Origin of the sequence: Gulosibacter sp., from assembly GCF_052090685.1 — a bacterium.
Lineage (GTDB): Bacteria > Actinomycetota > Actinomycetes > Actinomycetales > Microbacteriaceae > Gulosibacter.
Genome location: NZ_JBQDBE010000008.1, coordinates 131373 through 156145, shown reverse-complemented (window position 1 = coordinate 156145; position 24773 = coordinate 131373). Strand labels below are relative to the sequence as shown.

Sequence of the window (24773 nt, the reverse complement as noted above, 5' to 3'; positions counted from 1 at the left end):
ATGGTACTGCATGGGGGACTGTGTGGGAGAGTAGGTCACTGCCGGACTTCTTTTTGAGAGGGGCGTTCCTGTTATGGGAATGCCCTTCTTGCTTTTAAGGGGTTGTGGTTGGGTGTTGTGTTGATGTTGTTACTTGTTTGGGGAGATGCCTTTTGGGTGTCTCCCCTTTTTTTTGTGGTGTGGTTATGCGGTGGTGTTGATTGGCGTGTTTTGGTGGTGGGGAGTGGTTGGTTCGGCGGGTGTGTTGTCGGGTACCACCGAAAGAGCGGGTTACCACGTTCTGGATGGTGGTAACCCGGTTTTCGGGTGGTATTTCGTGCGGCCGAATCGGGTGGTAGCACGTGGTGTGGGAGGACGATCGAGGGGCGAAATCAGGCAAGAAAACCGACCCTTTTTCGCAAATGCAAAACACCAGGTATTTATGAATAACTCTGTCGATTTCTCTAGGTTGCATCGGCTTGGCGCCTCTTTGGGATCTCGTTCTCATTGGCCCGATTTTTTTCGCCGCAGCGCGCCTGACAACCTCGCTTAGAGCCGATCTTTCCAGTAGTCAGGTTCCCGCCGGGTGTGGGAAAACGCCACAATCACGAGTTCAACATCAGTGACGAAATAGAGCACAAGGTAAGGAAACCTCTTGAGTCGCTTTGACCGCATTATCGGCTCCCGGTTCCAGCCGTAGTAGATTGGGGCAGCCCCCGGCCACTCGGTAATACTCATGACCGCCTCTTCAGCTTGGGTGACCAGGTCACCGCCAGCCCGGGCATTTGGTCGTCGTACCAGGCGGCAGCGGCTTCGATCTCTGCCTCGGCTTGTGAAAAAATCCGAAGACTCAGCGTCAACGGTTTTGAGCAGCGAGGTTGGCGCGGATGCGAGCAATTGACTCGTCAAAAGGTGCCGTCTGCGCTTTTCCGCTCAGGAAATCATCGACGCGCTGTTCGAGTTCGGCACGCCACGCCGCATCGATCTCGACTTGGGTTGCTTCAGTGTCGCCTGGATCAAGTGCTTGGATTCCACGATGAACAAGCGCAGCAAGCTCACTACGATCTAGCGCGAGCATTGCTTGCTCGACCTCAGAAGCGCTCAATGACATGTCACGAGTGTAGGCACCGTGCCTCAATTCTTGCTGTCATTCGCGGGGTGACCTGCACACGGCACATGACGGTACGAGTTAGTGCTGCCGAAGATAGCGGTGCGCGAACTCGACCGTCTGGCGGAGCATCCGAATACGATCTGTTTCGCTCTTTGCCGGACGCGTATTGATCTCCGCGACAACGTGACCCGTGTAGTTAATGTCGTCCAGATACTGCAGCGTCTCGGCAACCGGTTGCCCACCCTGCCCCGGAATGAGATGTTCATCCCACAGCTTCTTGCCGTTTTGCCCCGGTGCCTGCCCGTCGCAGAGGTGGACGTGCTGCAGGCGACGCCCGGCAGCTCGAGCGAGGTCGAGCGCGTTCGCTCCCGAAAGCGCCGCGTGCGAGAAGTCGAGGGTGATTGAGTCGCAGTCCATTTCGGTGGGGTCAATACCGGGCAAGTAGGCTTGCCGCCCACTGCCACCACCGATGTTCCACGGGAACATGTTCTCGACGGCAACCTTGACGCCGGTGGTCTGTTCGAGTCGGCGAACGATCTCCAGAAAGTCCTGCGCGTAATTTCCCTGCCAGCGAAATGGCGGGTGCACGACGACCACATCAGCGCCGCAGTCATAGGCAAGCTCGACCGATCGCTCCAGTTTCACGGCGGGCTTTGTTCCCCAGACGAACTGCGTAAAGAACAGCACCGGCGCGTGAATGGCGAGCACCGGAAGGTCGTGCTTCCGCGACAGCGCGCGCAACGTGGCCGCCGAGCGAGTTGCATCCTCGGTGGAAACCATAACTTCCATGCCATCGAATCCAGCCCGCTTCGCAATCTTGAAGGAGCTGTCAACCGACTTCGGGAAGGTGCACGAAGTGCTCATACCTATCTGGATCATCAAATAAACAGTAGCGCCATTGGGTGAAGCAGCAGTCTGTGCTGTCGCAACCGACTAGGATGTTCAGGTCGCAAGTTTTTTGGCGCTAGGAAAGGTGCGTACGCATGGTGGTTCTTCTCGCACTCTTCGGAGTCGCGAGTTGCGCGATGCCAGCCCTCAAACGCCTCCCCGGGAACGCAATGTTCTACGTGGCTGCCGCAGTCTCTGCAGCCGCAGCGATCTGGACAGCAACGCTTGCCCCCACCGTATTTGCCGGTGGTGCGTGGGAACTCTATATTGAGTGGCTGCCGGTCATCGGGCTCGATTTCGCGTTCCGAATAGATGCCCTCAGTTGGGTTCTCGCGATGATCGTTACCGCGATCGGTGCGCTCGTGCTCATTTACTGTGCGAGCTACTTCGAACGCAATGAGGCCGGAATCGGACGATTCGCCGGTGTGTTGCTGGCCTTCGCGGGCGTGATGTTCGGGCTCGTCACTGCCGACAATATGTACCTCATGTTTGTGTTCTGGGAAGGCACGAGCGTATTGTCCTACTTGCTCATCGGCCACTACACCGGCCGACGAGCCTCCCGCGCATCCGCGATGCAGGCGCTACTGGTCACCACCTTCGGCGGCCTGGCGATGCTCGTCGGGCTGGTGCTGCTCCACGCGATCGCGGGTACCGCAAACTTTTCCGAGATCATCGGAATGGGTATCGAACCAAGCGCTGCGCTCATCACCGCGCTCATGCTCATCCTGGTTGGTGCAGGAACCAAGTCGGCGCTCATTCCCTTCCACTTCTGGCTCCCCGGTGCAATGGCCGCACCGACACCGGTATCCGCGTACCTGCATGCCGCTTCGATGGTGAAAGCGGGCATCTACCTCATCCTGCGACTCATGCCGGAATTCGGTGACGTGCCCGGTTTCCGTGAAGTACTCATCGTGGTGGGTGTGTGGACCATGCTGGTCGGTGGCTGGCGTTCATTGCGACAGTACGACCTCAAGCTCATCCTCGCCTACGGCACGGTTTCGCAGCTCGGGTTCATGACCGCGATTGCCGGATACGGTGGTCGGGATGCGGGCCTCGCAGCACTCGCAATGGTGATCGGCCACGCGCTGTTCAAAGCAGCGCTATTCCTCGCGGTCGGCATCATCGACCACCGGACCGGCACGCGCGATATTCGTAAGCTGAGCGGCCTCGGCAAGAGCGCGCCGGTGCTTGCGATTACCGCAACCATCGCCGCCGCTTCTATGGCCGGTATTCCGCCGTTGTGGGGATTCATCGCCAAGGAAGGCGTATTCTCTGCCTTCATTTCAGGCATTGAACACGGAGATTCCTGGGGCTGGGTCGCCCTCATCGGTACCGCGATTGGCTCGCTGCTCACCGTTGGCTACACGATTCGATTCCTACACGGTGCATTCGCGACAAAGCCCAAGGTTGAACCGGTCAAGGCAGCACGTGAGCACATTGACGAACTCATTGCGCCGGTGTTGCTGGTCATCGCGACCGTGGTGTTCCCGTTCCTGGTTGGACCGATCGACCAGCTCCTCACGCACTATGCCGATACGATGCCGGCACTCGACCCCGAGCATCCGTACTACCTCGCGCTCTGGCACGGTCTGGAGCCGGCGCTCGGTGTGTCGGCAATCACCCTGACTATCGGTATTCTGCTCTTCGTCTTCCGCGGGCAGGTTGCCAAGATCCAGTCGATGGTGCCAGACATCATCGAGTCATCGCGCGGCTACTGGCTTTCGCTGCGTGTCACGGATGCGGTTGCCGCGAGACTGACCTCATCCACCCAGCGCGGTTCGCTGCCGGTATACCTCGCCACAATCTTTGTCGTGTTGATCGCGAGCGTCACGGTAGCCTTTGCCGTGCAAGGCGTGCAGCGCCCGGACCTCACGATTTCGTGGACCTGGGCACAGGTCGCGATCATGGTCGTCATTGCCATTGCGGCCTTCGCCTCCACACGGTCCAATAAACGATTCCAAGGCGTCATCCTGGTTGGTGTCACGGGATACGCGCAGTCTGCGATCTTCGCATTGTCGGGAGCTCCGGACCTCGCCACGACGCAGGCGCTCATCGAGACGCTCTCACTGATTGTCTTCGTACTTGTCTTGCGTCGTCTACCTGCGCGGCACGCAAAACTCGACAACAACCTGCCCTCCTGGTTGCGTTGGGTCATCGGATTCGGCGTCGGCATCGCCATTGCGGCCGTGGTCGTCGTGTCGATGGGCGCTCGAATCGTGATTCCTGATGGCGCCTCCTTCCCGGAGCTCGCCGTTGAGGGAGGCCACGGACAAAACATTGTCAACGTCACGCTCGTCGATATCCGCGGCTGGGACACGATGGGGGAGCTGTCCGTGCTCATTGCCGCCGCGACCGGTGTGGCGAGCCTCGTGTACCTCAATGCGCGTGGCTCGCAGCGCCAACAGCCGAAATCGCTCGCGCCTCGTGGTGGGTTCTTCCGCAAACCGGAGCGCCAGGCGATGCGCGACTCAATCATTGAATCGGCCCGACGACGCAATGATCGACAGCTGCCCACGAAACTCCGGGACCGCAAAGACCACCACGTCTGGCTCCTCGCAGGGCACTCACTCGCGCCCGAGCACCGTTCGATTGTGATTGAAGTGGTCGTGCGACTCGTCTTCCACGCGTTCTTGATCGCCTCGCTCTTCCTCCTGTTCTCGGGACACAACGCCCCCGGCGGAGGATTTGCTGGCGGCGTGGTTGCGGCACTCGCACTCGCTGCTCGATACATGGCCGGCGGAAGACACGAACTCGATGAGGCGGTTCGCTTCGACGCGGGTCGACTGCTCGGGGTCGGTATGATCCTGGCTGCCGGTACGGCGCTCGTCCCCATTTTCTTCGGGTATCCGCCGCTCACCTCATTCTGGGTGGATGAACAACTCCCGTGGGTGGGGCACCTGATCTTTGTGACCTCGACAATTTTCGATATCGGTGTCTATCTCATCGTGATCGGTCTCGCCGTTGACGTGCTTCGCTCGCTCGGTAGCGAGCTCGATGTCCAGGCCGAAGAGCGCAGATCCGGCGGCCAACTCCGCGTAAGTGAAACCGTGCTCGACGAAGCTGAGGTTCGCGGGAACACCGAGAAAGCTTCGCCGGTGACCCGACAATTGCCCGTAATCCGAGAAACTGAGAGGGGGAATGGCGAGTGACGATCAATATCGTGCTCCTCGTAGGCGTCGTGATTCTCTATGCCTGCGGTGTCTATCTCCTTCTCGAGCGCAGCTTCACCCGCATGATCCTCGGCGTGCTGCTGGCAGGCAACGCGACGAACCTCCTCATTTTTATTACCTCGGGCGCATACGGCGATGAGCCGATCGTCGGTGAAGAGGGCGTGACGAACACCTATTCCGACCCGCTGCCGCAGGCGTTCATCCTCACCGCGATCGTAATTAGCTTCGCGACGCTCGCGTTCATGCTTGCGCTGCTCTATCGCTCCTGGAAGCTGGTGCGCGTCGATACCGTGGGCGATGACGAAGACTCTGTGGCACTTCGCCATATCGATCCAGAGGCAGACGACGAGGTGTTCGAGGAAGGCGAAGGGCCCGACACCGAGTTTGGTACGAGCGCCGAAGCAGCGGTTACGAGTGCGCTGCCGATCGATGAAATCGCGGAAGCTGGCGATTTCGAACATCCGGAGCATCGAAAGGGGGAAACTGAATGAGCTGGTTAGTGCCACTCATCGTCCTGGTTCCCTTACTCGGTGCGGCAATCACCCTGACGGCTGCCCGTCGACAGCGACTGCAGATCATCCTCGCGAGCGTGACGATGATTCTTGCCCTGGCGATTTCTATCGCCCTGGTACTTGTCGTGCACCAGTCTGGGGAAGTGCTCGTCATGCAGGTGGGCGGTTGGGGAGCACCCTTCGGTATCTCGCTCGTCGTCGACCGGCTCTCAGCGCTCCTGGTACTCGTCACAAGCATCGTTCTCATCGCGGTGATGGCCTTCTCGATCGGTCAGGGTGCCGCCGATGGCGATGAAGAGACACCGGTCTCCATCTTCTACCCGACCTACTTGGTTCTCGCCGCGGGCGTCTATAACGCCTTCATCGCGGGCGACCTTTTCAACCTTTACGTCGGGTTCGAGATCCTGTTGGTGGCGAGCTTCGTGCTGATCACGCTCGGCGGTACCGCCTCGCGAATCCGCGCGGGTGTGACGTATGTCGTAGTCTCGCTGGTGTCGTCCTTCCTCTTCCTCGCGTCGATTGCGATGGTCTACGCGGCCGTTGGCACGGTCAATATGGCCGAGATATCCATCCGCATGCCCGAGGTTGCCGAGAACGTCCAGCTTCTTATCCACCTCATGCTCCTGGTCGCCTTCGGGATCAAGGCAGCACTCTTCCCACTCTCGTTCTGGCTGCCCGACTCCTATCCTTCGGCGCCCGCACCGGTCACCGCAGTGTTCGCGGGGTTGCTAACGAAGGTTGGTGTGTATGCGATCCTGCGCACCGAGTCGCTTATTTTCGCATCCAACGACATCTCGATCTTGCTCATCGTCGTGGCGATGCTGACCATGGTGATCGGCATCTTGGGTGCGGTCGCCCAGGCCAGTATTCGAAGGATGCTGTCCTTTACCCTCGTGAGCCACATCGGCTACATGATCTTCGGCATCGCGCTGGGGACCGAAGCAGGGTGGGCCGCGACGGTGTACTACATCCTGCACCACATTTTGGTGCAGACCGCGCTCTTCCTTGTCACGGGACTGATCGAGCGAGTGGCGGGAACCTCTTCACTCACGCATCTTGGCGGCATGCTGAAACGTGCGCCCTTCGTGGCCGTCCTCTTCTTTGTGCCGTTGTTGAACCTCGGCGGCATTCCGCCCTTCTCCGGCTTTCTCGGCAAACTCATGCTCTTCGTCGCGGGCGCCGAGGGAACCACCCTCGATTTGCCGCAGTACCTCGTGTGGATCGCCATTGGTGTTGGCGCCCTCACGAGCCTGCTCACGCTCTACGCACTCATCCGCGTGTGGAACCTCGGATTCTGGCGCGGTCAGAACGAGGTTGAGGAATTCGATTCACAGCTCACACGGCACCTTGAGCTGACGCCGGAAGCCGATGTGATTACCGAGCAGAAAACGAACTCGACGATCATGAACATTGCCACGGCGAGCATGGTGACCATTACGGTGCTCATGACCGTGTTCGCGGGTCCGATTTTCGAGATCGCCGACGCCGCATCCGAGAACCTGATGGTGCCGGAGCAATACATCAACTCCGTGGATGGTGAGGAGGGGATCAAACCGTGAGTCCCGAGAAAGCTCCTCGTAAAGGGGTAAGCCTGCTGACGCAGCTCCCACTGCTCTTTTTCCTCATCGCACTGTGGCTGATTTTGTGGGGTCAGTTTGACGTCATCAGTATCGGCACGGGCATCATTTTCTCGCTCCTTGTGGTGCGCTTCTTCTACCTGCCACCGGTTGTGCTTTCAGGTCGAATCCACCTTGGTTGGACGATCGTGCTGATTTTCCGTGTGCTTTGGTGGATCGTTGGCGCGTCCTTCCAGATCGCGTGGCTTGCGGTCCGACCCCAAAAGGTTCCCGTATCCTCAATCATCGCTGTGCGTTTGCGCACGCACTCCGACTGGCTCATTACCGTGGCCGCCGAGATCAACATGCTCGTCCCGGGTTCGGTCGTGGTCGAAGTTGATCGACTCCGTGGCATCCTCTATCTCCACGTCATGGATGCGGATACCTCCGAAAAGGTAGCTGCCGGTCGAGCCGACTCCTACAAAATTGAAGAGGCGATTGCCCTCGCTATTGGTAGCCGCGAAGATCTCTGGCGTATTAATAGAGATCGAGCCCACGAGGGCCGGAAGCCGCTCCTCGCTAACAAGCGGCAGCGCGAGTTCGAGGAACGAGCCGAACGCCTGCGGAAAGATCTTGAACGTGAATGGGAGGCTGAACTCTAATGGACCTCGTCTTCACGCTTTTCTTCTGGGCCATTGGCCTGTGTTTCGCGATTGCCGCGGTGTTCGCCACGATCCGGATTGTTCGTGGCCCCTCCATTGTCGACCGAATGGTGGGTTCCGATACCCTCGCAACGATTCTCATTTGTGTGTTTTGTGCGGATATGGCGCTGCGCGGTCACACCGCAACGCTGCCATTGGTTCTGGGACTCGCAATGACCGCATCCGTCGGCACCATGGCCGTCGCACGCTTCGTTTCGCGCGATCGGCCGCGTGACAACTACGCCGCCGAACAGGGAGAGGCTGCCCCCGCACCCGCTGGAAATATTGACCCGAATGCTTCGAAGGAAGAAGGTGGTGTGCAGTGAGCGGCAATCTGTGGCTTGATCTTGGCACGTGTATCTTCGTCCTTCTCGGAGCACTGCTGTCACTCTCAGCAGGGTTCGGCATGCTGCGATTTCCGGATATGCTCGGCCGACTCCACTCGCAGTCGAAGCCACAGGCCGCAGGCCTCATGTTCATCCTGATCGGGTTTGCGCTGCAGCAAACCAACTGGGCGACCGTGCTGTTTATCTTCCCGATCTTGCTCTTCCAGTTCATCACCACGCCCGCTGCGGGTATGGTGCTCGCGCGCGGCGGTTACCGTTCGAAGCACTACGAAAACGTTCCGCTGTTAGTGGACGAACTCGAGGCGGAAGTCGAACGCGCCCAGCGGGCCGAGGATGCGGCACAAGCGCGAGAGCGCAGTCGTTCCGGTGAAGAGCCGCGAAACGAACCCGAGCAGGATTCTGATTTCGACCCGACGGCCCCCAACTCTCTTTCTCTTTAGCGGCTACCGGGGTGACTGGCGCATCCTGAATCGCGCGTAAGATAGTGGGTATGCCTGAGCAAGAAATCGATATCAAGCCCAAGTCACGGGTGGTTACTGACGGAATCGAAGCCACAGCCTCGCGCGGAATGCTCCGCGCGGTCGGGATGGGCGATGACGACTGGTCGAAACCGATTATTGGTATTGCGAGCTCGTGGAATGAAATTACCCCCTGCAACCTGAGCCTCGACCGGCTCGCACAGGGATCCAAGGAAGGCGTCCACGCTGCTGGCGGTTACCCGCTGCAGTTCGGCACCGTGTCGGTGTCGGACGGTATCTCGATGGGCCACGAAGGGATGCACTTCTCACTCGTGTCGCGTGAGGTCATCGCGGACTCGGTCGAGGTCGTGATGGAGGCTGAGCGCCTCGACGGTTCGGTCCTGCTCGCCGGTTGCGACAAGTCGCTGCCCGGAATGCTGATGGCCGCCGCCCGCTTGCGGCTGCCGAGCGTGTTCCTTTACGCCGGTTCGATCGCACCCGGCTATGTGAAGCTCACCGATGGCTCGGTGCGTGACAACGTCACGGTGATCGACGCCTTCGAAGCAGTGGGTGCCTGCAAGGCCGGGACCATGTCGGAAGAGGATCGCGACCGCATCGAGCGGGCGATCTGCCCCGGTGAGGGTGCCTGCGGTGGGTTCTACACTGCGAACACGATGGCATCGGTAGCCGAGGCGCTCGGAATGTCGGTGCCGGGATCGGCTGCCCCCGCATCCGCCGACCGCCGCCGCGACTACTTCGCACACAAGTCGGGCGAAGCCGTCGTGAACATGCTTCGTCTCGGCATCACCACCGAGCACATCCTCACGAAGAAGGCCTTCGAGAACGCGATCGCCGTGGTCATGTGCATGGGTGGTTCGACCAACGCGGTGCTGCACTTGCTCGCTATCGCACGTGAGGCAGAGGTTGACCTCACGCTCGAAGACTTCAACCGCATCGCGGACAAGGTGCCGCACCTCGCGGACATGAAGCCCTTCGGTAAGTACGTCATGAACGACGTGGACCGCAACGGTGGTATGCCCGTAGTGATGAAGGCCCTGCTCGACGCCGGCATGCTGCACGGTGACGCACTCACCTGCACCGGTAAGACGGTTGCGGAAAACCTCGCCGAGCTCAACCCCGAGCCGCTCGACGGCGAAGTGATCCACACGATGGACAACCCGATCCACGAAACCGGTGGCATCTCGATCCTGCACGGCACGCTTGCTCCCGAAGGCGCTGTGGTGAAATCGGCAGGCTTCGACCTCGAGGCCTTCGAAGGCCCCGCGCGCGTATTCGAACGCGAGCGGGAAGCGATGGATGCGCTCACTCGCGGCGAGATCAAGCACGGCGACGTCGTGGTGATTCGCTACGAGGGTCCGAAGGGTGGTCCCGGGATGCGCGAGATGCTTGCGATCACCGGAGCGATCAAGGGCGCGGGCCTCGGTAAGGATGTACTATTGTTGACCGACGGTCGATTCTCAGGCGGCACAACCGGACTGTGCATCGGCCACGTCGCGCCAGAGGCAGTGGACGCTGGTCCAATTGCCTTCGTGCGTGATGGAGATCTCATTCGGGTCGATATCGCAGCGCGGACTCTTGACTTACTCGTCGATGAATCCGAGCTTGCCGCCCGCCGTGAAGGCTGGGCACCGCTTCCTCCTCGGTACACGCGTGGCGTGCTCGCGAAATACGCGAAGCTCGTGAAGTCCGCGTCTGAGGGAGCAATCACCGGCTAAGCCCAGCGAATTCCGCTTAGCCTCTCCGATTTCGCCTTTGAGGAATACTAGTTAATGACACGTGAAGCAACACGGTCCGCTGACGCCTTGGCGTCCCCGGCCGCGCCCAAGCCCGAACGCATGACTGGAGCGGCTGCGGTCGTCCGCACGCTCGAGTTGCTCGGGGTCACCGACGTCTTCGGTCTGCCCGGAGGCGCCATCCTTCCCGCCTACGATGCGATCCTTGACGCAAAGACGCTGAACCACATCCTCGTTCGTCACGAACAGGGTGCCGGTCACGCCGCCGAAGGATACGCTGCGGCAAGTGGCAAGGTGGGGGTATGTATCGCGACCTCCGGTCCCGGTGCGACCAACCTCGTCACCGCCATTGCGGATGCGCACATGGACTCGGTCCCCCTGCTCGCGATCACCGGTCAGGTGTTCTCGAACCTCATGGGTACCGATGCGTTCCAGGAAGCCGACATCGTGGGGGTCACGATGCCGATTTCCAAGCACTCGATTCTCGTGCGCCGTGCCGAGGATATCCCGCAGGCGATCGCAAGCGCGTACCACCTCGCATCCACCGGCCGCCCCGGCCCGGTTCTGGTCGATATCACCAAGGATGCGCAGCAGAACGAGTTTGATTTCGAATGGCCCGTGAAGCTTGATCTGCCCGGCTACCGCCCGATTACCAAGGCGCACGGCAAGCAGATTCTCGCGGCCGTGGACATGCTGCGGGAAGCAAAGAAGCCCGTGATTTACGCGGGTGGCGGTGTTGTTCGGGCCGAAGCATCGGCTGAACTCGCTGAACTCGCGCGCCTGTCGGGTGCCCCCGTGGTGACCACGCTCATGGCCCGCGGTGCTTTCCCTGACAGCCACCGACAGAACCTCGGCATGCCGGGAATGCACGGTACGGTTCCCGCGGTGCTGGCACTGCAGGAAGCCGATCTGCTGTTCACCGTCGGTGCTCGATTTGATGACCGCGTGACCGGTAAGGCTGCGCTCTTCGCGACGAAGTCGAAGGTCGTGCACATCGACATCGACCCGGCGGAGATCTCAAAGATTCGTAACGCCGACGTGCCGATTGTGGGCGACGCGAAGGAAGTACTTGCCGACGTTAACCGCGCGCTCGCGGAACGTGCAGGCGACGAGAGCGAAGACCTCAGCCCGTGGTGGGAATACCTCGATGGCCTGAAAGCAGAGTTCCCCCGTGGCTACACACCCACCACTGATGGACTGCTCGAGCCGCAGCGCATTATCCAGCGCATTAGCGAACTGAGCGGTCCGGAGGCTATCTACGCCACCGGCGTGGGTCAGCACCAAATGTGGGCGGCACAGTTCATCGACCTTGAGCGACCGAACTCCTTCCTCAACTCGGGAGGTGCGGGCACCATGGGCTACGCAGTTCCCGCCGCGATGGGGGCGAAGGTTGCGCAGCCGGATCGCACCGTATGGGCGATTGACGGCGACGGTTGCTTCCAGATGACCAACCAGGAAATCGCGACCTGTGTGATCGAGAACATCCCAATCAAGATCGCGGTGATCAATAACTCGTCGCTCGGTATGGTGCGTCAGTGGCAGACTCTCTTCTACGACGGTCGTTACTCGAACACCGACCTCAACACCGGTCACAACTCGATTCGTGTGCCTGACTTCGTCAAGCTTGCGGATGCGTATGGTGCCCTCGGCATCCGGGTTGAGCGCGAAGAAGAAATTGACGAGGCAATCAAGACCGCCCTCGAGACCAACGACCGCCCGGTCGTGATCGACTTCGTCGTGTCTGCGGATGCGATGGTGTGGCCGATGGTGCCGCAGGGCGTTTCGAACAGCTTCATTAATTACGCGCGTGACGCGAGCCCCGCGTACGAGGGGGAGTAAGGAACTATGTCAAAGCACATCCTGTCGCTTCTCGTTGAAGACAAGCCCGGTCTGCTCGCTCGCGTCGCCGGCCTGTTCTCGCGTCGCGGATTTAACATCACCTCGCTCGCGGTGGGGGAGTCCGAAGTTGAAGGCCTCTCGCGGATGACCGTTGTGGTCGACGTCGAGAACTTTCCGCTCGAGCAAGTCACCAAGCAGCTCAACAAGCTGGTCAATGTGATCAAGATCGTGGAGCTCATCCCCGAATCTGCCGTCGAGCGCGAGCACGTGCTCATTAAGGTGCGAGCTGATAAGCAGACTCGCTCCGAGGTAATTGAGGCAGTCAATCTGTTCCGGGCACGGGTCGTCGACGTATCGCAAGACTCGCTCATCATTGAAGTTACCGGGGACTCGGGCAAAGTTGGGGCGCTTCTGCGTATGCTCGAGCCGTATGGCATTCGGGAAATGGTGCAGTCGGGCCTTATTGCTGTTGGTCGCGGACGGAAATCCATCACTGAGCGGGTCTACCGCTAATACCCTGGGCGCACCGCCCACAACTGCGTATATATAAGGAGTACACACCGAACATGGCTGAGATCTTTTACGACAAGGACGCCGACCTCTCGATCATCCAGGGCAAGAAGGTAGCCGTTGTTGGCTACGGCTCGCAGGGCCACGCACACGCACAGAACCTGCGCGACTCGGGTGTTGAGGTAGTCATCGCACTTCGCGAGGGCTCAAAGTCGGCTGCGAAGGCGCAGGAAGACGGCTTCGAGGTCAAGACCAACGCCGAAGCTGCTGCCTGGGCAGATCTGATCATGATCCTTGCACCGGACCAGCACCAGCGTGGACTCTTCACCGAAGACATCGCCCCCAACCTCACTGCAGGCAAGACCCTCGCCTTCGCGCACGGATTCAACATCCGCTTCGACCTGATTCAGGCACCCGAAGGAATCGACGTCATTCTCGTCGCGCCGAAGGCTCCCGGCCACACCGTTCGTCGCGAGTTCGTTGCCGGCCGCGGTATCCCCGACATCATCGCCGTAGAGGTGGATGCATCGGGCTCGGCTTGGGAGACCGCAAAGTCCTACGCAAAGGCAATCGGTGGCACCCGCGCCGGTGTCATCAAGACCACCTTCACCGAAGAGACCGAGACCGACCTCTTCGGCGAGCAGGCAGTGCTCTGCGGTGGTACCTCGCGCCTCATCCAGTACGGCTTCGAGACCCTTACCGAAGCTGGCTACCAGCCCGAGATCGCATACTTCGAGGTGCTGCACGAGCTCAAGCTCATCGTTGACCTCATCTTCGAAGGCGGCATCACCAAGCAGCGCTGGAGCGTTTCGGACACCGCCGAGTACGGTGACTACGTTTCGGGCCCACGCGTGATCGACCCCTCGGTCAAGGACAACATGAAGGCCGTGCTCGCGGACATCCAGTCGGGTGCGTTCGCAAAGCGCTTCATTGACGACCAGGACAACGGCGCCGAGGAGTTCAAGAAGCTCCGCGCCGAGGGTGAGTCGCACCCGATCGAGAAGACCGGTGTTGAGCTGCGCAAGCTCTTCTCGTGGCAGCAGGCTGACGAGGACTACGTCGACGGTTCGGCTGCACGCTAGTCTGCCGCTTTTGTAAGAGTCGGGCCGAACGCATTTTGGATGCGTTTGGCCCGACTTTTGCGTTTCCTCTTGCTTTTCGACGTGCGCGCGCTTAGCGAACGATTGAACGATCCTGTAGCCACGTCGCCACAACGGCACGCTGGGGACTAGGCTATTCACGGTTAACTTTGGTGAAAGGAAGCGGGAACGTGCGCGAAAAAATTGATCTGGCAGTCATCGCAGGCGATGGAATCGGTCCGGAAGTTATCGCTCAAGCCCGTCGGGTGTTTCGGGCTGCGCTCCCCGAGAATGTCGAGCTGACAGAAACCGAGTATCCCTTCGGCGCGCAGCACTATCAGGCAACCAATGAGATCCTCGACGATGAGTCGCTCGAGAAGCTCGCGCAGCACGACGCCATCTTGCTCGGCGCAGTCGGCGGTAACCCAGCGGACCCGCGCCTGGCCGGCGGAATCATTGAGCGCGGACTGCTGCTCAAGATCCGCTTCGCCTTTGACCACTACATCAACTTGCGCCCAGTGCGGCTGTGGCCGAACACCACGAGCCCGCTCGCAAACCCCGGCGAGATCGACTTCGTCGTTGTCCGCGAAGGTACCGAGGGAAGCTACACGGGCACCGGCGGCAGCGTGCGGGAGAACACCCCGCACGAGATCGCCACCGAGGTGTCAGTGAATACCGCATACGGCGTCGAGCGCACTGTCCGCTACGCCTTTGAGCTGGCCCAAAGCCGCGACAAGAGGCTCACCCTGGTGCACAAAAAGAACGTGCTCGTGAACGCCGGTGTGCTCTGGAACCGCATTGTCAACGAAGTCGCTACCGAGTATCCCGAGGTCAAGGTGGACTACCTCCACATCGACGCAGCCACAATCTTCTTCGTCACCGACCCGTCGCGATTTGATGTCATTGTCACTGATAACCTGTTCGGTGACATCATTACCGACCTTGCAGGTGCCGTCACCGGTGGCATCGGCCTGGCGGCCTCGGGAAACATTAATCCCGATGGAACCTTCCCGAGCATGTTCGAACCCGTACACGGCTCGGCTCCTGATATCGCAGGAACTGGCAAGGCGAACCCGAGCGCAGCCATTCTGTCGACCGCGCTCATGCTCCGCCACTTCGGCTTCGAAGCCGAGGCGCAGCGTGTTGAAGCGGCCTGCGAAGCCGACGTCGTCGAATTCGGTGACGTCGAACGCACCACGAGCGAGATTGGCGACGCCATTCTCTCGCGACTTTCCTAACTTCTCCGACCCTAATCATCCGCTAAGGACCAATCATGACCGACCGCTCCTCGCTCGAATTCACTATCGAGCGCAACCCGAATCCCGTAACTGACGACGCACGCGCGAAGCTGCTCGAGAACCCAGGATTTGGTGTTCAGTTCACCGACCACATGGTCGTCATTGACTGGACGCGCGAGGGCGGTTGGCAGGATGCTGGAGTCATTCCATACGGTCCGCTGCAGATGAACCCTGGGAACGCGGTCTTCCACTACGCGCAGGAGGTCTTCGAAGGCCTCAAAGCGTACCGGCACGCGGACGGGTCGGTGCATACCTTTCGGCCAGAGATGAACGCGAAGCGGATGCAGGGCTCAGCTCGGCGACTCGCACTGCCGGAACTGCCGGAAGATATGTTCGTCGAATCGCTGCGCCAGCTCGTGCAGATCGATGAGGCCTGGGTACCGGCTTATGGTGAGAACAAATCGCTGTACCTGCGCCCATTCATGATCGCGAATGAGGACTTCCTCGGTGTTCGCCCGGCAGAAACTGTCACCTTCTTCGTGATCGCCTCGCCCGCGGGCTCGTACTTTAGCGATCCGACCCGTCCCGTTGACATCTGGCTCGAGACCGAGCTCTCCCGCGCCGGTCGCGGAGGCACCGGCGCGGCGAAGTGCGGCGGTAACTATGCTGCTTCGCTGCTGCCGCAGCGGACGGCGTATGAAAACGGTTGCGAGCAGGTGCTCTTCCTGGATGCGGCGAATGAAAAGTACATCGAAGAGCTCGGCGGCATGAACCTCGTGCTGATCTACGCCGACGGCACCGTCGTGACTCCCGAATCGGACTCGATCCTCGCGAGCGTGACGAACGACTCGATCCTGACGCTCTTCCGGGATGGTGGCCACAAGGTGGAGCGTCGCCCGGTCACGATCGACGAGTGGCGCGAGGGTGCGGCCGCCGGAACGATCACCGAAGCCTTCGCGGTGGGTACCGCGGCGGTCATCTCGCCAATCGGTATCCTCAAGCACCCCGAGTTCCAGATCGAGAACCCGCGAGTGAGCGAGGACTCACTCTCAATGCGCCTGCGTGCGAAACTTACCGGCATCCAGAACGGTGACGTCGCGGATGAGTACGGCTGGCTCGAGCAGCTTGTTTAGTAGGAGATTCCGGCTGCTCGCCGCTAGCCTTCCGTGAGGCGGCGGGCCGCGCGGGCCAGTGAGAGCTGCACGGCATCGGCCGTAATCCGCGGATCAAGGCCGGTGATGCTCGCAACCTGGTCGATGCGATAGCGCACCGTGTTTCGGTGCGTGCCGAGTACCTGCGCAACCTCGTTCGCGGCGCCCGAGTTGGCGAGGAACGCATCCAAGGTCGCTACGAGCTGTGTGCCGTGTTCGCGATCATGTCGCTCGAGCGGGCCGAGGAGTTCTTCCGCGAGATCGGCAATCGGCGCATCCGCCGCGCCGAGAATGAGCGCCGCGATCGAGAGCCGCGGTGCCTCACCGATCACTTCATCGGTGGCGAGTCGGTCAAGGGCATCGAGCGCTTCGTACCAGCTCCAGCGCAGCGCAGATGTCGCGGGATAGGGGCCACCGATGCCGACACGAGCGGGAATTCCGGCCGCTCGAGTCGCGACGATGAGGGCCTCTGCCGCGACCTGCGGAGCCACATCACGAGCATCCAGCAACACGGTGAGTCGATCGTCAAGCACAGTCGCTACGGTGTCGCGCAAGGAAGAGGGTAGCTGCATCGCCGCGAGGTCGGCGCGGCGTTGACCGGTTCCGGTGACCACCAGCATCCGGAAAGTGCCGCCCGGCTCCAACCCAATTGATTCCAGCCGGGGGGTGACCACCTCGGGCGCAAGCCGACCGGCGATGAGATCGCCGATGACCTGGCCGGCTTGCTCGCGCGCATCCCGCCGCCGCCTTGCGGTCTGCGCGAGGTGGAGGCCCACGAGGGTGCGCGAGGTGGTGAGTAGCTCATCGTCGTTACGGGGGCGGGATACGTGCAGCGTCGCCTGGCCTGCCGGGCCCAGCGCAATGGGCAGGGCATCCCACCCGGTGATCTGCGGGTCATCAATTTCGAGCGAGCCGGAAATGAGCTCACCGTTGACCGACACCGCAACGTGCGCGCCGGTCTCACGACCGAGCGTCGCCAACATGGATTCGAGGCCGCCGTCTCCCATGAGGAGCGCCACGAGGCGCTCGCGGCGGCGATATTGCGCTTCAACTTTTTCGACGCGGTCGGAGGCATTGGCGTAGGCAACGCGCTTCACGACCAGGGCGAAGGAGACCTGCACCGGTACTTCGAGGACGGGAATGCCGGCGCGGCGAGCTTCGTCGAGCAGAGCCTCGGGAATCTGCTCGTGGGTGAAGCCACTGCCGAAGCCGATGCCGCGAGAACCAGCCGCGGCAACCGCGCGCACAAAATTGCGGCAGGCGCGAACTGAACGAAGCCGCATCCCGGTCGTGAGTACCAACTCGCCACCGGTGAGAAATGGGCCCGGATCTGGCATTTCCGTGGTGGCGGCCCAGTCGAGACGATCGTTGAGCACGCTGCCGTGACCGACGCGGATGCGGAGCCCGAGCTCGGGATCACGGACCAATTCGGCAATTGAAATGGGCATGCCCATAAGACTATTGCTAATGCGGGTGCACAACAATTGCCCACACGGTAGTGCGCAGCCACATCCATACCAATATTCAAGCGACGTACGCTTTCGAGAGTGTGGCGGACAGCCGCCATCGCAAAATTCAGAATGTCTAAGGAAGGCAGGAGCAATGGAGTTTCGTCTGGAGCAAAAGCGCGAGATTGTCACCGAGATCCCCGGTCCGAAGTCGCTGGAGCTGAAGCAGCGCCGCGATCAGTACGTCAGCGCCTCGGTCGGATCAGCACTGCCCAACTACATTGAGCAGTCGGACGGCGCGATTCTTCGCGACGTTGATGGCAACCAGTTCATCGACTTTGGTGCCGGTATCGGCGTCACCACGGTCGGTAACGCAAGCCCCAAGGTCGTCAAGGCGATTCAGGATGCAGCAACCCAGGCCACGCACTTGCAGATCAACACCGCGCCATACGGCAGCTATATCGACCTGTGCCAGAAGCTCACCGAAATTACTCCCGGCGACTTCCCCAAGAAGGCAGTGCTCTTCAACTCGGGTGCCGAAGCACTCGAGAACGCCGTCAAGATCGCCCGCAAGCACACCGGCCGCGACGCCATCGTCGTATTCGACCACGCGTTCCACGGCCGCACGAACCTCACGATGGCAATGACCTCGAAGTCGATGCCGTACAAGGATGGCTTCGGTCCGTTCGCGCCGGAGATTTACCGCGCACCGCTGAGCTACCCGTACCGCGATGAGCTCTCGGGCGCTGAGGCAGCTGCTCGCACGATCGACATGATCGACAAGCAGGTCGGCGCAAAGAATGTGGCCGCGATCATCATTGAGCCACTCGTCGGTGAAGGTGGCTTCATCGTGCCAGCCGAGGGCTTCCTGCCCGCACTTGTCGAGTTCGCTAACGAAAACGGCATCGTCTTCGTCGCTGACGAGGTGCAGGCCGGTATGAGCCGCACCGGTAAGTGGTTCTGCTCGGAGTGGGAGGGCATCGAGCCGGACCTCATCACGAGCGCAAAGGGCATCGCCGGTGGTATGCCGCTTTCGGCAGTGGTTGGCCGTGCCGAGATCATGGATGCTTCGCACGCCGGCGGTATCGGCGGCACCTACTCGGGTAACCCCGTTGCGAACGCCGCTGCACTCGCGACCATCGAGGCTTATGAGACGGAAAACCTGCAGGCAGAGGCACTGCGCATCGAGAAGACGGTGCGTGAGGTGCTTGAGCCGCTCGTTGCTGAACTCGATGTTGTCGGTGAGGTTCGCGGTCGCGGTGCCATGCTCGCGATCGAGCTCGTAAAGGACTCCTCGAGCAAGACGCCGAACCCGGAGCTCGTCAAGACGGTTGTCGCTGACGCAATCTCGCAGGGTGTGCTCTTCCTCACCTGCGGCACCTACGGCAATGTGATCCGCTTCCTGCCGCCGCTGGTGATGACCGACGAGCTGCTGCGCGATGGACTGAGCGTATTGGTCGAGTCGCTGCGTAAGCACGCCTAGCCCGCCGCGATCGCGTCATCGACTGGCGTGTCGAACGCTATAAACCCGGTACCGAGAGTACGAACGCTCTCGGTGCCGGGTTTGTCTTAGTGGTCTGTTTCCGAGCCTGACTTCGACTCCGGACTCGGCAGGTCGACCCCGAGCTGTTCTGCACTCCAGGTCAGGATTGAATAGAACCCGATTCGGAAGAGCGCGTCACTGCTGAGCGGAGCATCAATGTCTCCCCGGGCATCCACGGAAGCGGCATAAGTCGGGGCGATCTCCAAGAGGTCTCGTTTATCGAGAACACCTTCGCGAACTTCTTCTTTGAGTGCGCTTCCAAAGATAAAGGCTTCGAGCGACTCGATGAGTGAGAGCGTGGATTCTATTGGCCAGCCGCCTTCGACGAGTGCGGTGGTTACGCGTTCATACATCCGCCACGCATTCGGCGATTCGTTAGCCGGTTGGGTTGCTAACAGCAAAATGAGTTCGCGGTGAGTCACGAGCACTTTGAGATAACTCTGTGCCCACGCCTCGAGTCCCTTTACCCATGTCTTCGTCTCAAATGCGGAGATATCGATTTCGCCGATGACCTCGTCTTCAACCCAAATGAGAATCTCGCGCTTTGAGTCAGCATGGTTATAAAGAGCAGACGGTGTGACGGAGAGTTCGTTCGCGAGTGAGGTCATTGTGAGCGCATCGGCACCCCGAGTCACAATAAGGTCACGAGCGGCGGCAGTGATGCCCGCACGCGTCAACAAGTTGGTGCGGGGACGGCCTGCGGGACGGCGAGTGCCTGCCACGAGCCCTCCTTTCACTCATACTCACGTGGCATTCAAATAAATGAATTAGATTCTATTTATGCGCTGTGAATCGATTACCTTCATATTTATATGATTGTACTTGTATTAAAATCCTACTCATCTGCGCTCAACGTCCATTAATGCCCGGGAGGTATTTCTTCATGTCCCCCTCTGAGAAATCTAGTGGGAGCTTAGTCGTTGGCTACGTTGCTGATGACCGGGGTAATGATGCGCTAGAACTTGCTTGTTTTCTCGCGATTGGTACTTGGTCCGAAATTATTATTGTGATGGTTCTTCCGGAGCCGCGGATAGGTCGAATCCCGGGCGGCGGTGTCACAAATCACACTTTGGATGCAAATCAGACGCAATTAAAAAAGTGGCAGGATGATGTGCTCGCTCGAGTTCCCGAGGAAATCAATGCTCGGGTCGAATTTCGCTACGGCTCAAATGACGCGCGAGGGCTCCTTGACGCCGCGGAAGACAATGACGCCACACTCATCGTCGTGGGTGCTGCCGCGGGTCGCCTGTTTCGGAGTTTTTCCGTGGGGCCAACGGCGAATACGCTGCTGCATTCCTCACCGGTTCCGGTAGCCCTTGCACCCGGTGGCTTTCGTGCTCCCGAAGGCAAAGTCGAGCGCATTACCGGCATCTACGGCACCCGACCGGGGTCCGAGGCGGTCATCGGTCGCACCGTAGAGCGCGCACTGGATCGCGATATTCCGCTGCGGCTAATCTCGCTCGTGCAGGTCGATCTCATCGAGCCGGCGGCAATTCGCGATATCTCAGATGAGGCCCGAGACTTTGGCGGTCGCCACCTCGAGAGTGAGGCCGTCGGGATGCTGGAGTCAGGGCGAGCGATCATTGAAATCGCCGAGGGACGCGATTTTGAGGATGCGCTTTCGCAAATTGAGTGGCTCGATAAGGAAATCGCCTTGCTCGGCTCGAGCCGACTTGGAAAAGGCACCAGCGTCTTCCTCGGATCGCGAGCTCACCGCATCCTGCGCACGCTGCAGGTGCCGGTCATCGTAATCCCGAGTGACTTCCGGGGGTCGACCACCGTCGAGGAGCCGACCCAAATCATCCCAATTGCTGGAGATTAGGCGGGCCCTAAGCTGTTGCCAGGCAGGTGGTGACTAGACTCGGCCGGGTGAAGATCGCACGTTTCGAATACCAGGACCAGCTCGCTTACGGCATTTTCGACGAGGACGCTGACGTCTATGTCCGCCTCGCCGGGGATCCGTTGTATGCGGGGATCGAAACTATTGATGAGCGTATTCCCGCTGCGGATGTGCGGCTGCTCGCACCGGTAATCCCGCGTTCGAAGGTGGTTGCCTTCGGTCGCAATTACTCGGAGCACGCGCGCGAGATGGGCAATGAAGTGGCGACCGAGCCGCTGATGTTCCTCAAACCAAACACCTCGATCATTGGCCCAGGTCACCCCATCCGTCTGCCCCGGCAGTCGCAGCACGTCGAGCACGAGGTGGAGCTTGCCGTCGTGATCGGAAGCGTGGCGCGTCACGTTCCGGCAGCAGATGCGCACCAGGTGATTTTTGGCTACACCGTCGCAAACGACGTGACCGCCCGCGACCTGCAGAAGTCCGATGGACAGTGGAGTCGAGCCAAGGGCTTCGATTCCTTCTGCCCGCTGGGCCCGTATATCGAGACGGAATTCGACCCCGCAAGCGGTGGGATCGGGGCAAAGGTGAATGGTGAGGTGCGTCAGGTTGGCGATCTCAACCAAATGGAACGCACGGTAGGCCAGCTCATTGAGTACGCCTCGAGCGTATTCACGCTCCTGCCCGGAGATATCCTGCTGACCGGTACGCCCGCCGGTGTCGGTCCGCTGACCGACGGCGATGAGGTGACCTGCGCGGTTGAGGGAATTGGAACGCTGAGCAACCCGGTCACGGGGGACTAGCTCCTTTTCGGTGGGATGCGCTGGCTCCGCTTGCCGGCGCATCCTCGAGCTTGGGGAAGCCTGCGCTCTTACCAAAAACTGGCCGGTCCGGGACGGTTTCGAATGCATAGACTTGATCTATGTTGGAAGCGCCGCGCTGGTCCCAGCGCAATTGGGCAAAGATTCACCGGGGTTGGATCGTCCCGTTGGTGTTGATTGTTGCGATCATCATCGCCAATAACCTGCTGCTCGCGGGTTCAAGCACTTCCGGGCAACCCCTCACCTACGGCGGTCTGTTCACGGGCCTGCTCAACTTTGTGTTGCTTATCGGGCTCCTCGCGGCGCTCGTATTCCTCATCATTGGAATCGTCGGGCTCATTCGAGCGATGCTGCGCTCGCGAGGTATCTACACCAAGCGCGAGCGGCGAGAGCTGGAGAACTATGAGTACCGGCTCAAGTATCGTGCTGATGCGCGCCTCGCGGCCGGGCGGACCCTCGAACAACTCCTCAACGGTCAAGTGCCACAGAGCTTCGTCGACTGGAGCATCCCCTTCGATCAGGATGAGGCACCGTTCGCCCGTGCGCAGTTCGGGTACGCGCGGTTTTATGGCACGGATGCACAGTGGACCAGCGGTGGCCTGGTCATGTTTGGCGGTCCGATGCTGCTCGCGGGTTCGCTGCTCGCAAGCGCTGCGGTCTCCGGGTCGAATAAAAACCGCGCCCTGCGTGAAGCTGCGGAACAGTGGCGCGAGGGGCAACTTGTCGACGGCATCATCACCAATCGCCGGTTCATCGCCATTCGTGCCGATGGTGAGGTGCTGAGTTTCTGGTACGAGGCCATTTCTCAAATGAATTTCAGTCTCGACACGCACCAGATTATTTTGCGCTTCCACGACACTGCACCGCTGTTCATCGAAGGAGATGACACCGATGTGCTTGCCGTCTACATCGTGGCTGGCATCCATGGTGACAACGGGCTGCGACAGCACCCCGAGCTTGAGCCGATTCGCTCGGCCTACGGTCAGATCGCGGCCTAGACCCTTAGGGGCCGCGTCGTTTGCGTTGCTATGGCAATTGCGCGAGCGACTCAATGGCATCAGCGAGGATGCGCAGGTCATTATTAATGATTCGTTGCGAGTTGGCCGAGGGGCTGATTCCGGCGAGCTTGGCCGCAGTTTTATTGTCATGCCCGGCGAGCAGGGAACGGAGCGCTTGACGGGCACCGTCCCGAAGCCGCGCGAGGTGCGTATCCACGAGACGCACCGTGGGAATTACGAGCGGGTTCGCGCTGCTGCGCTCATCGCGGATCCCGGTGCGTAAGCCAGCGGTGCCGGGCTCCGCGGCGAGCTGTTCGATCTCTTCGATCGCTTCGCGGGCGCGCCACCAGGCACTGCCGTCTTGAATGCCGCGCTCAGCATCGATGATTTCGATTTCGCCCACGCCGATTCCGAAGCGCAGCTCGACTTCATCGAGCAGTTCGTTACGGAAGAAGTGACTCGCGCGTAGGGCATCGCCAAGGGTTGCATAGATGCCCTGCATTTCGTCGCCAACGGTGACTCGAAGCGCATCGAGCGGCGGGACGGCGTAATTCGTCGCCTTAATGGCAGCGAGCACCTTCGGATGCGCCGCGTTTCGGTCGGCCTCTCGGGAGCCGACCTGGTCCACCAACAACCCGGCACATGAAGTAAATGTTTTCATTTTTACCATATGAAGAGAATAGCTTCATTGTGTTGTGGGTGCCAGGGGTATGAAGTGCGGGTGCGCGTGGTGCCAGCAATGTGTCGGAGGCTACACGCAGAATAGGGGACATGGATCCAGCGATCGAGGTCTTCTTGAAGGGGCTCATCATCGCGGCGTGCGGGCTCGCCGCGCTGCTTGCGAACCCCGCGATCCGCTATTTCTTGCGCAAGATTGAGCCGCCCGCGCCGAAAGATGACACCCTCGTGCTCGACCCAAATCGCACACTGCCCGGCGGGCGTTGGATCGGCATCCTCGAACGTGCTGGCGTATTCGGTTGCCTCGTGATGGGGTTCCCCGCGGGACTCGCATTCATCATCGCAATTAAGGGGCTTGGCCGGTATCCCGAGCTTCGTGCGCAGGCGAATCCGCGCGTGGGAGAGTTGTTTATTATTGGCACGCTCGCGAGCCTGCTGTGGGCGGCCGCGTTTGCGGGAATCGCATATTGGGGAGTTCGAGCATGGTAGTGAATCACGAGGGTGTAAATCAGCGCAGTGCAAATCAGAGCAGTACGCCCGGCGGAGCCCAGCCGCACGATCCCGATCTGCCGCCAGAGATCACTGCGGCGCTCCTCGAGCGCTGGCGAGAACCACACCGCGACTATCACGGTGAAACGCACCTCCGGTCGGGGCTCGACGCACTCGAAACCTTAGGCGGCACTCGACTCGAGCGGATCGCGTTTTGGTGCCATGACGCGGTGCACTCAAACACGTCGCCGGAGGACGAACACGCATCCGTCGAGGTCACCCGAGAGGTCCTGGGCCAGTGGCTGCCGCAGCCAGAGCTCGAGGAGGTAATCCGACTCATCCTGATCACGATCGATCACGCACCCGAGGCCGGTGATGCGGCCGGAGCGCGCGTGTCGGATGCCGACTTGGTCGGGCTCGGGTATCCCTGGGATGGCTACGCCGCCAATATCGCGGGCATCCGGGTCGAGCTTCCGCAACTCAGCGATGAACAGTGGCGCGAACGCCGCCGCGGCGCCGTCACGAAACTGCTGCAACACGAGCCGCTGTTCCACACCGAGTACGGGCGCTCGCGGTGGGAGCCACGGGCACGGGAAAATCTGCAGCGAGAACTCGCCGAGCTGGGTGGCAACTGACCCACGAATGCGAGGGCAAACATCCTGACCC

At 60.5% G+C, this 24773-nt stretch carries 24 protein-coding genes; 18 read left to right on the top strand and 6 right to left on the bottom strand.

The features are described 5' to 3' along the window. Window positions 1–528: 528 nt before the first annotated feature. The 3 genes from ACTHXA_RS07340 to ACTHXA_RS07330 form a co-directional block, all read right to left on the bottom strand. A complete protein-coding gene (locus ACTHXA_RS07340; protein WP_441670887.1) occupies window positions 529–717 on the bottom strand; it encodes a hypothetical protein in 189 nt (62 codons plus the stop codon). 118 nt (window positions 718–835) lie between these two features. Next, window positions 836–1090 (bottom strand): addiction module protein, encoded by a 255-nt coding sequence (locus ACTHXA_RS07335; protein WP_441670885.1) that lies wholly within the window; start codon window positions 1088–1090, stop codon window positions 836–838. A gap of 78 nt (window positions 1091–1168) precedes the next feature. Beyond that, entirely contained in the window at window positions 1169–1954 is a 786-nt protein-coding gene (locus ACTHXA_RS07330; RefSeq protein ID WP_441670883.1) for a sugar phosphate isomerase/epimerase family protein, read from the bottom strand. Between the two features lie 119 nt (window positions 1955–2073). Here ACTHXA_RS07330 and ACTHXA_RS07325 point away from each other — a divergent pair, with 119 nt between their 5' ends. From ACTHXA_RS07325 to ACTHXA_RS07270, 12 genes are all read left to right on the top strand, one after another. Then, window positions 2074–5127, top strand: a complete 3054-nt coding sequence (locus ACTHXA_RS07325) for a Na+/H+ antiporter subunit A (protein WP_441670881.1) — start codon at window positions 2074–2076, stop codon at window positions 5125–5127. Further along, window positions 5124–5639 carry a Na(+)/H(+) antiporter subunit C gene (locus ACTHXA_RS07320; protein WP_441670879.1) on the top strand — a complete coding sequence of 172 codons (516 nt, stop codon included), beginning with the start codon at window positions 5124–5126 and terminating at the stop codon, window positions 5637–5639. The genes ACTHXA_RS07325 and ACTHXA_RS07320 overlap by 4 nt, the downstream gene beginning before the upstream one ends. After that, on the top strand, window positions 5636–7219 hold the full coding sequence (locus tag ACTHXA_RS07315) for a Na+/H+ antiporter subunit D (RefSeq protein WP_441670877.1): 1584 nt from the start codon (window positions 5636–5638) through the stop codon (window positions 7217–7219). Before ACTHXA_RS07320 ends, ACTHXA_RS07315 begins: the two co-directional genes overlap by 4 nt. Next, window positions 7216–7878 carry a Na+/H+ antiporter subunit E gene (locus tag ACTHXA_RS07310; RefSeq protein WP_441670875.1) on the top strand — a complete coding sequence of 221 codons (663 nt, stop codon included), beginning with the start codon at window positions 7216–7218 and terminating at the stop codon, window positions 7876–7878. Before ACTHXA_RS07315 ends, ACTHXA_RS07310 begins: the two co-directional genes overlap by 4 nt. Beyond that, on the top strand, window positions 7878–8243 hold the full coding sequence (locus ACTHXA_RS07305; protein WP_441670873.1) for a monovalent cation/H+ antiporter complex subunit F: 366 nt from the start codon (window positions 7878–7880) through the stop codon (window positions 8241–8243). The genes ACTHXA_RS07310 and ACTHXA_RS07305 overlap by 1 nt, the downstream gene beginning before the upstream one ends. Then, entirely contained in the window at window positions 8240–8704 is a 465-nt protein-coding gene (gene mnhG / locus ACTHXA_RS07300) for a monovalent cation/H(+) antiporter subunit G (protein ID WP_441670871.1), read from the top strand. Before ACTHXA_RS07305 ends, mnhG begins: the two co-directional genes overlap by 4 nt. Before the next feature lie 50 nt (window positions 8705–8754). Then, complete coding sequence (ilvD, locus tag ACTHXA_RS07295) at window positions 8755–10458, top strand: dihydroxy-acid dehydratase (protein ID WP_441670869.1); 1704 nt, start codon at window positions 8755–8757, stop codon at window positions 10456–10458. 54 nt (window positions 10459–10512) lie between these two features. Next, window positions 10513–12315, top strand: a complete 1803-nt coding sequence (locus ACTHXA_RS07290) for an acetolactate synthase large subunit (RefSeq protein WP_441670867.1) — start codon at window positions 10513–10515, stop codon at window positions 12313–12315. A 6-nt stretch (window positions 12316–12321) separates the two neighbouring features. Further along, on the top strand, window positions 12322–12828 hold the full coding sequence (gene ilvN / locus ACTHXA_RS07285) for an acetolactate synthase small subunit (RefSeq protein ID WP_441670866.1): 507 nt from the start codon (window positions 12322–12324) through the stop codon (window positions 12826–12828). A 53-nt stretch (window positions 12829–12881) separates the two neighbouring features. Then, window positions 12882–13907 carry a ketol-acid reductoisomerase gene (gene ilvC, locus ACTHXA_RS07280; RefSeq protein ID WP_441670864.1) on the top strand — a complete coding sequence of 342 codons (1026 nt, stop codon included), beginning with the start codon at window positions 12882–12884 and terminating at the stop codon, window positions 13905–13907. Between the two features lie 188 nt (window positions 13908–14095). Continuing rightward, complete coding sequence (locus tag ACTHXA_RS07275; RefSeq protein ID WP_441670862.1) at window positions 14096–15142, top strand: 3-isopropylmalate dehydrogenase; 1047 nt, start codon at window positions 14096–14098, stop codon at window positions 15140–15142. A 35-nt stretch (window positions 15143–15177) separates the two neighbouring features. Then, entirely contained in the window at window positions 15178–16275 is a 1098-nt protein-coding gene (locus ACTHXA_RS07270; protein WP_441670860.1) for a branched-chain amino acid aminotransferase, read from the top strand. A gap of 23 nt (window positions 16276–16298) precedes the next feature. On the opposite strand, the gene ACTHXA_RS07265 is transcribed toward ACTHXA_RS07270, so the two are convergent. Then, a complete protein-coding gene (locus tag ACTHXA_RS07265; protein WP_441670858.1) occupies window positions 16299–17741 on the bottom strand; it encodes a PucR family transcriptional regulator in 1443 nt (480 codons plus the stop codon). 154 nt (window positions 17742–17895) lie between these two features. Here ACTHXA_RS07265 and gabT point away from each other — a divergent pair, with 154 nt between their 5' ends. After that, complete coding sequence (gene gabT / locus ACTHXA_RS07260) at window positions 17896–19224, top strand: 4-aminobutyrate--2-oxoglutarate transaminase (RefSeq protein ID WP_441670856.1); 1329 nt, start codon at window positions 17896–17898, stop codon at window positions 19222–19224. Window positions 19225–19310: 86 nt separating this feature from the next. Here gabT and ACTHXA_RS07255 read toward each other — a convergent pair whose 3' ends face one another. Then, complete coding sequence (locus ACTHXA_RS07255; RefSeq protein WP_441670854.1) at window positions 19311–20006, bottom strand: TetR/AcrR family transcriptional regulator; 696 nt, start codon at window positions 20004–20006, stop codon at window positions 19311–19313. Between the two features lie 140 nt (window positions 20007–20146). On the opposite strand from ACTHXA_RS07255, the gene ACTHXA_RS07250 reads away from it, so the two are divergent. From ACTHXA_RS07250 to ACTHXA_RS07240, 3 genes are all read left to right on the top strand, one after another. Then, the gene (locus ACTHXA_RS07250) at window positions 20147–21106 is read left to right on the top strand and encodes a universal stress protein (protein ID WP_441670852.1); all 960 of its coding nucleotides are present in this window, start codon (window positions 20147–20149) and stop codon (window positions 21104–21106) included. 47 nt (window positions 21107–21153) lie between these two features. Further along, a complete protein-coding gene (locus ACTHXA_RS07245) occupies window positions 21154–21924 on the top strand; it encodes a fumarylacetoacetate hydrolase family protein (protein ID WP_441670850.1) in 771 nt (256 codons plus the stop codon). A gap of 119 nt (window positions 21925–22043) precedes the next feature. After that, window positions 22044–22940: a hypothetical protein gene (locus tag ACTHXA_RS07240; protein WP_441670848.1), complete on the top strand. Its 897-nt coding sequence runs from the start codon at window positions 22044–22046 to the stop codon at window positions 22938–22940. Between the two features lie 28 nt (window positions 22941–22968). On the opposite strand, the gene ACTHXA_RS07235 is transcribed toward ACTHXA_RS07240, so the two are convergent. Continuing rightward, window positions 22969–23610 carry a SatD family protein gene (locus ACTHXA_RS07235; protein ID WP_441670847.1) on the bottom strand — a complete coding sequence of 214 codons (642 nt, stop codon included), beginning with the start codon at window positions 23608–23610 and terminating at the stop codon, window positions 22969–22971. A 101-nt stretch (window positions 23611–23711) separates the two neighbouring features. On the opposite strand from ACTHXA_RS07235, the gene ACTHXA_RS07230 reads away from it, so the two are divergent. Then, the gene (locus ACTHXA_RS07230) at window positions 23712–24107 is read left to right on the top strand and encodes a hypothetical protein (protein ID WP_441670845.1); all 396 of its coding nucleotides are present in this window, start codon (window positions 23712–23714) and stop codon (window positions 24105–24107) included. Beyond that, window positions 24101–24742, top strand: a complete 642-nt coding sequence (locus ACTHXA_RS07225; protein WP_441670843.1) for an HD domain-containing protein — start codon at window positions 24101–24103, stop codon at window positions 24740–24742. Before ACTHXA_RS07230 ends, ACTHXA_RS07225 begins: the two co-directional genes overlap by 7 nt. The last annotated feature ends 31 nt before the right edge of the window (window positions 24743–24773 follow it).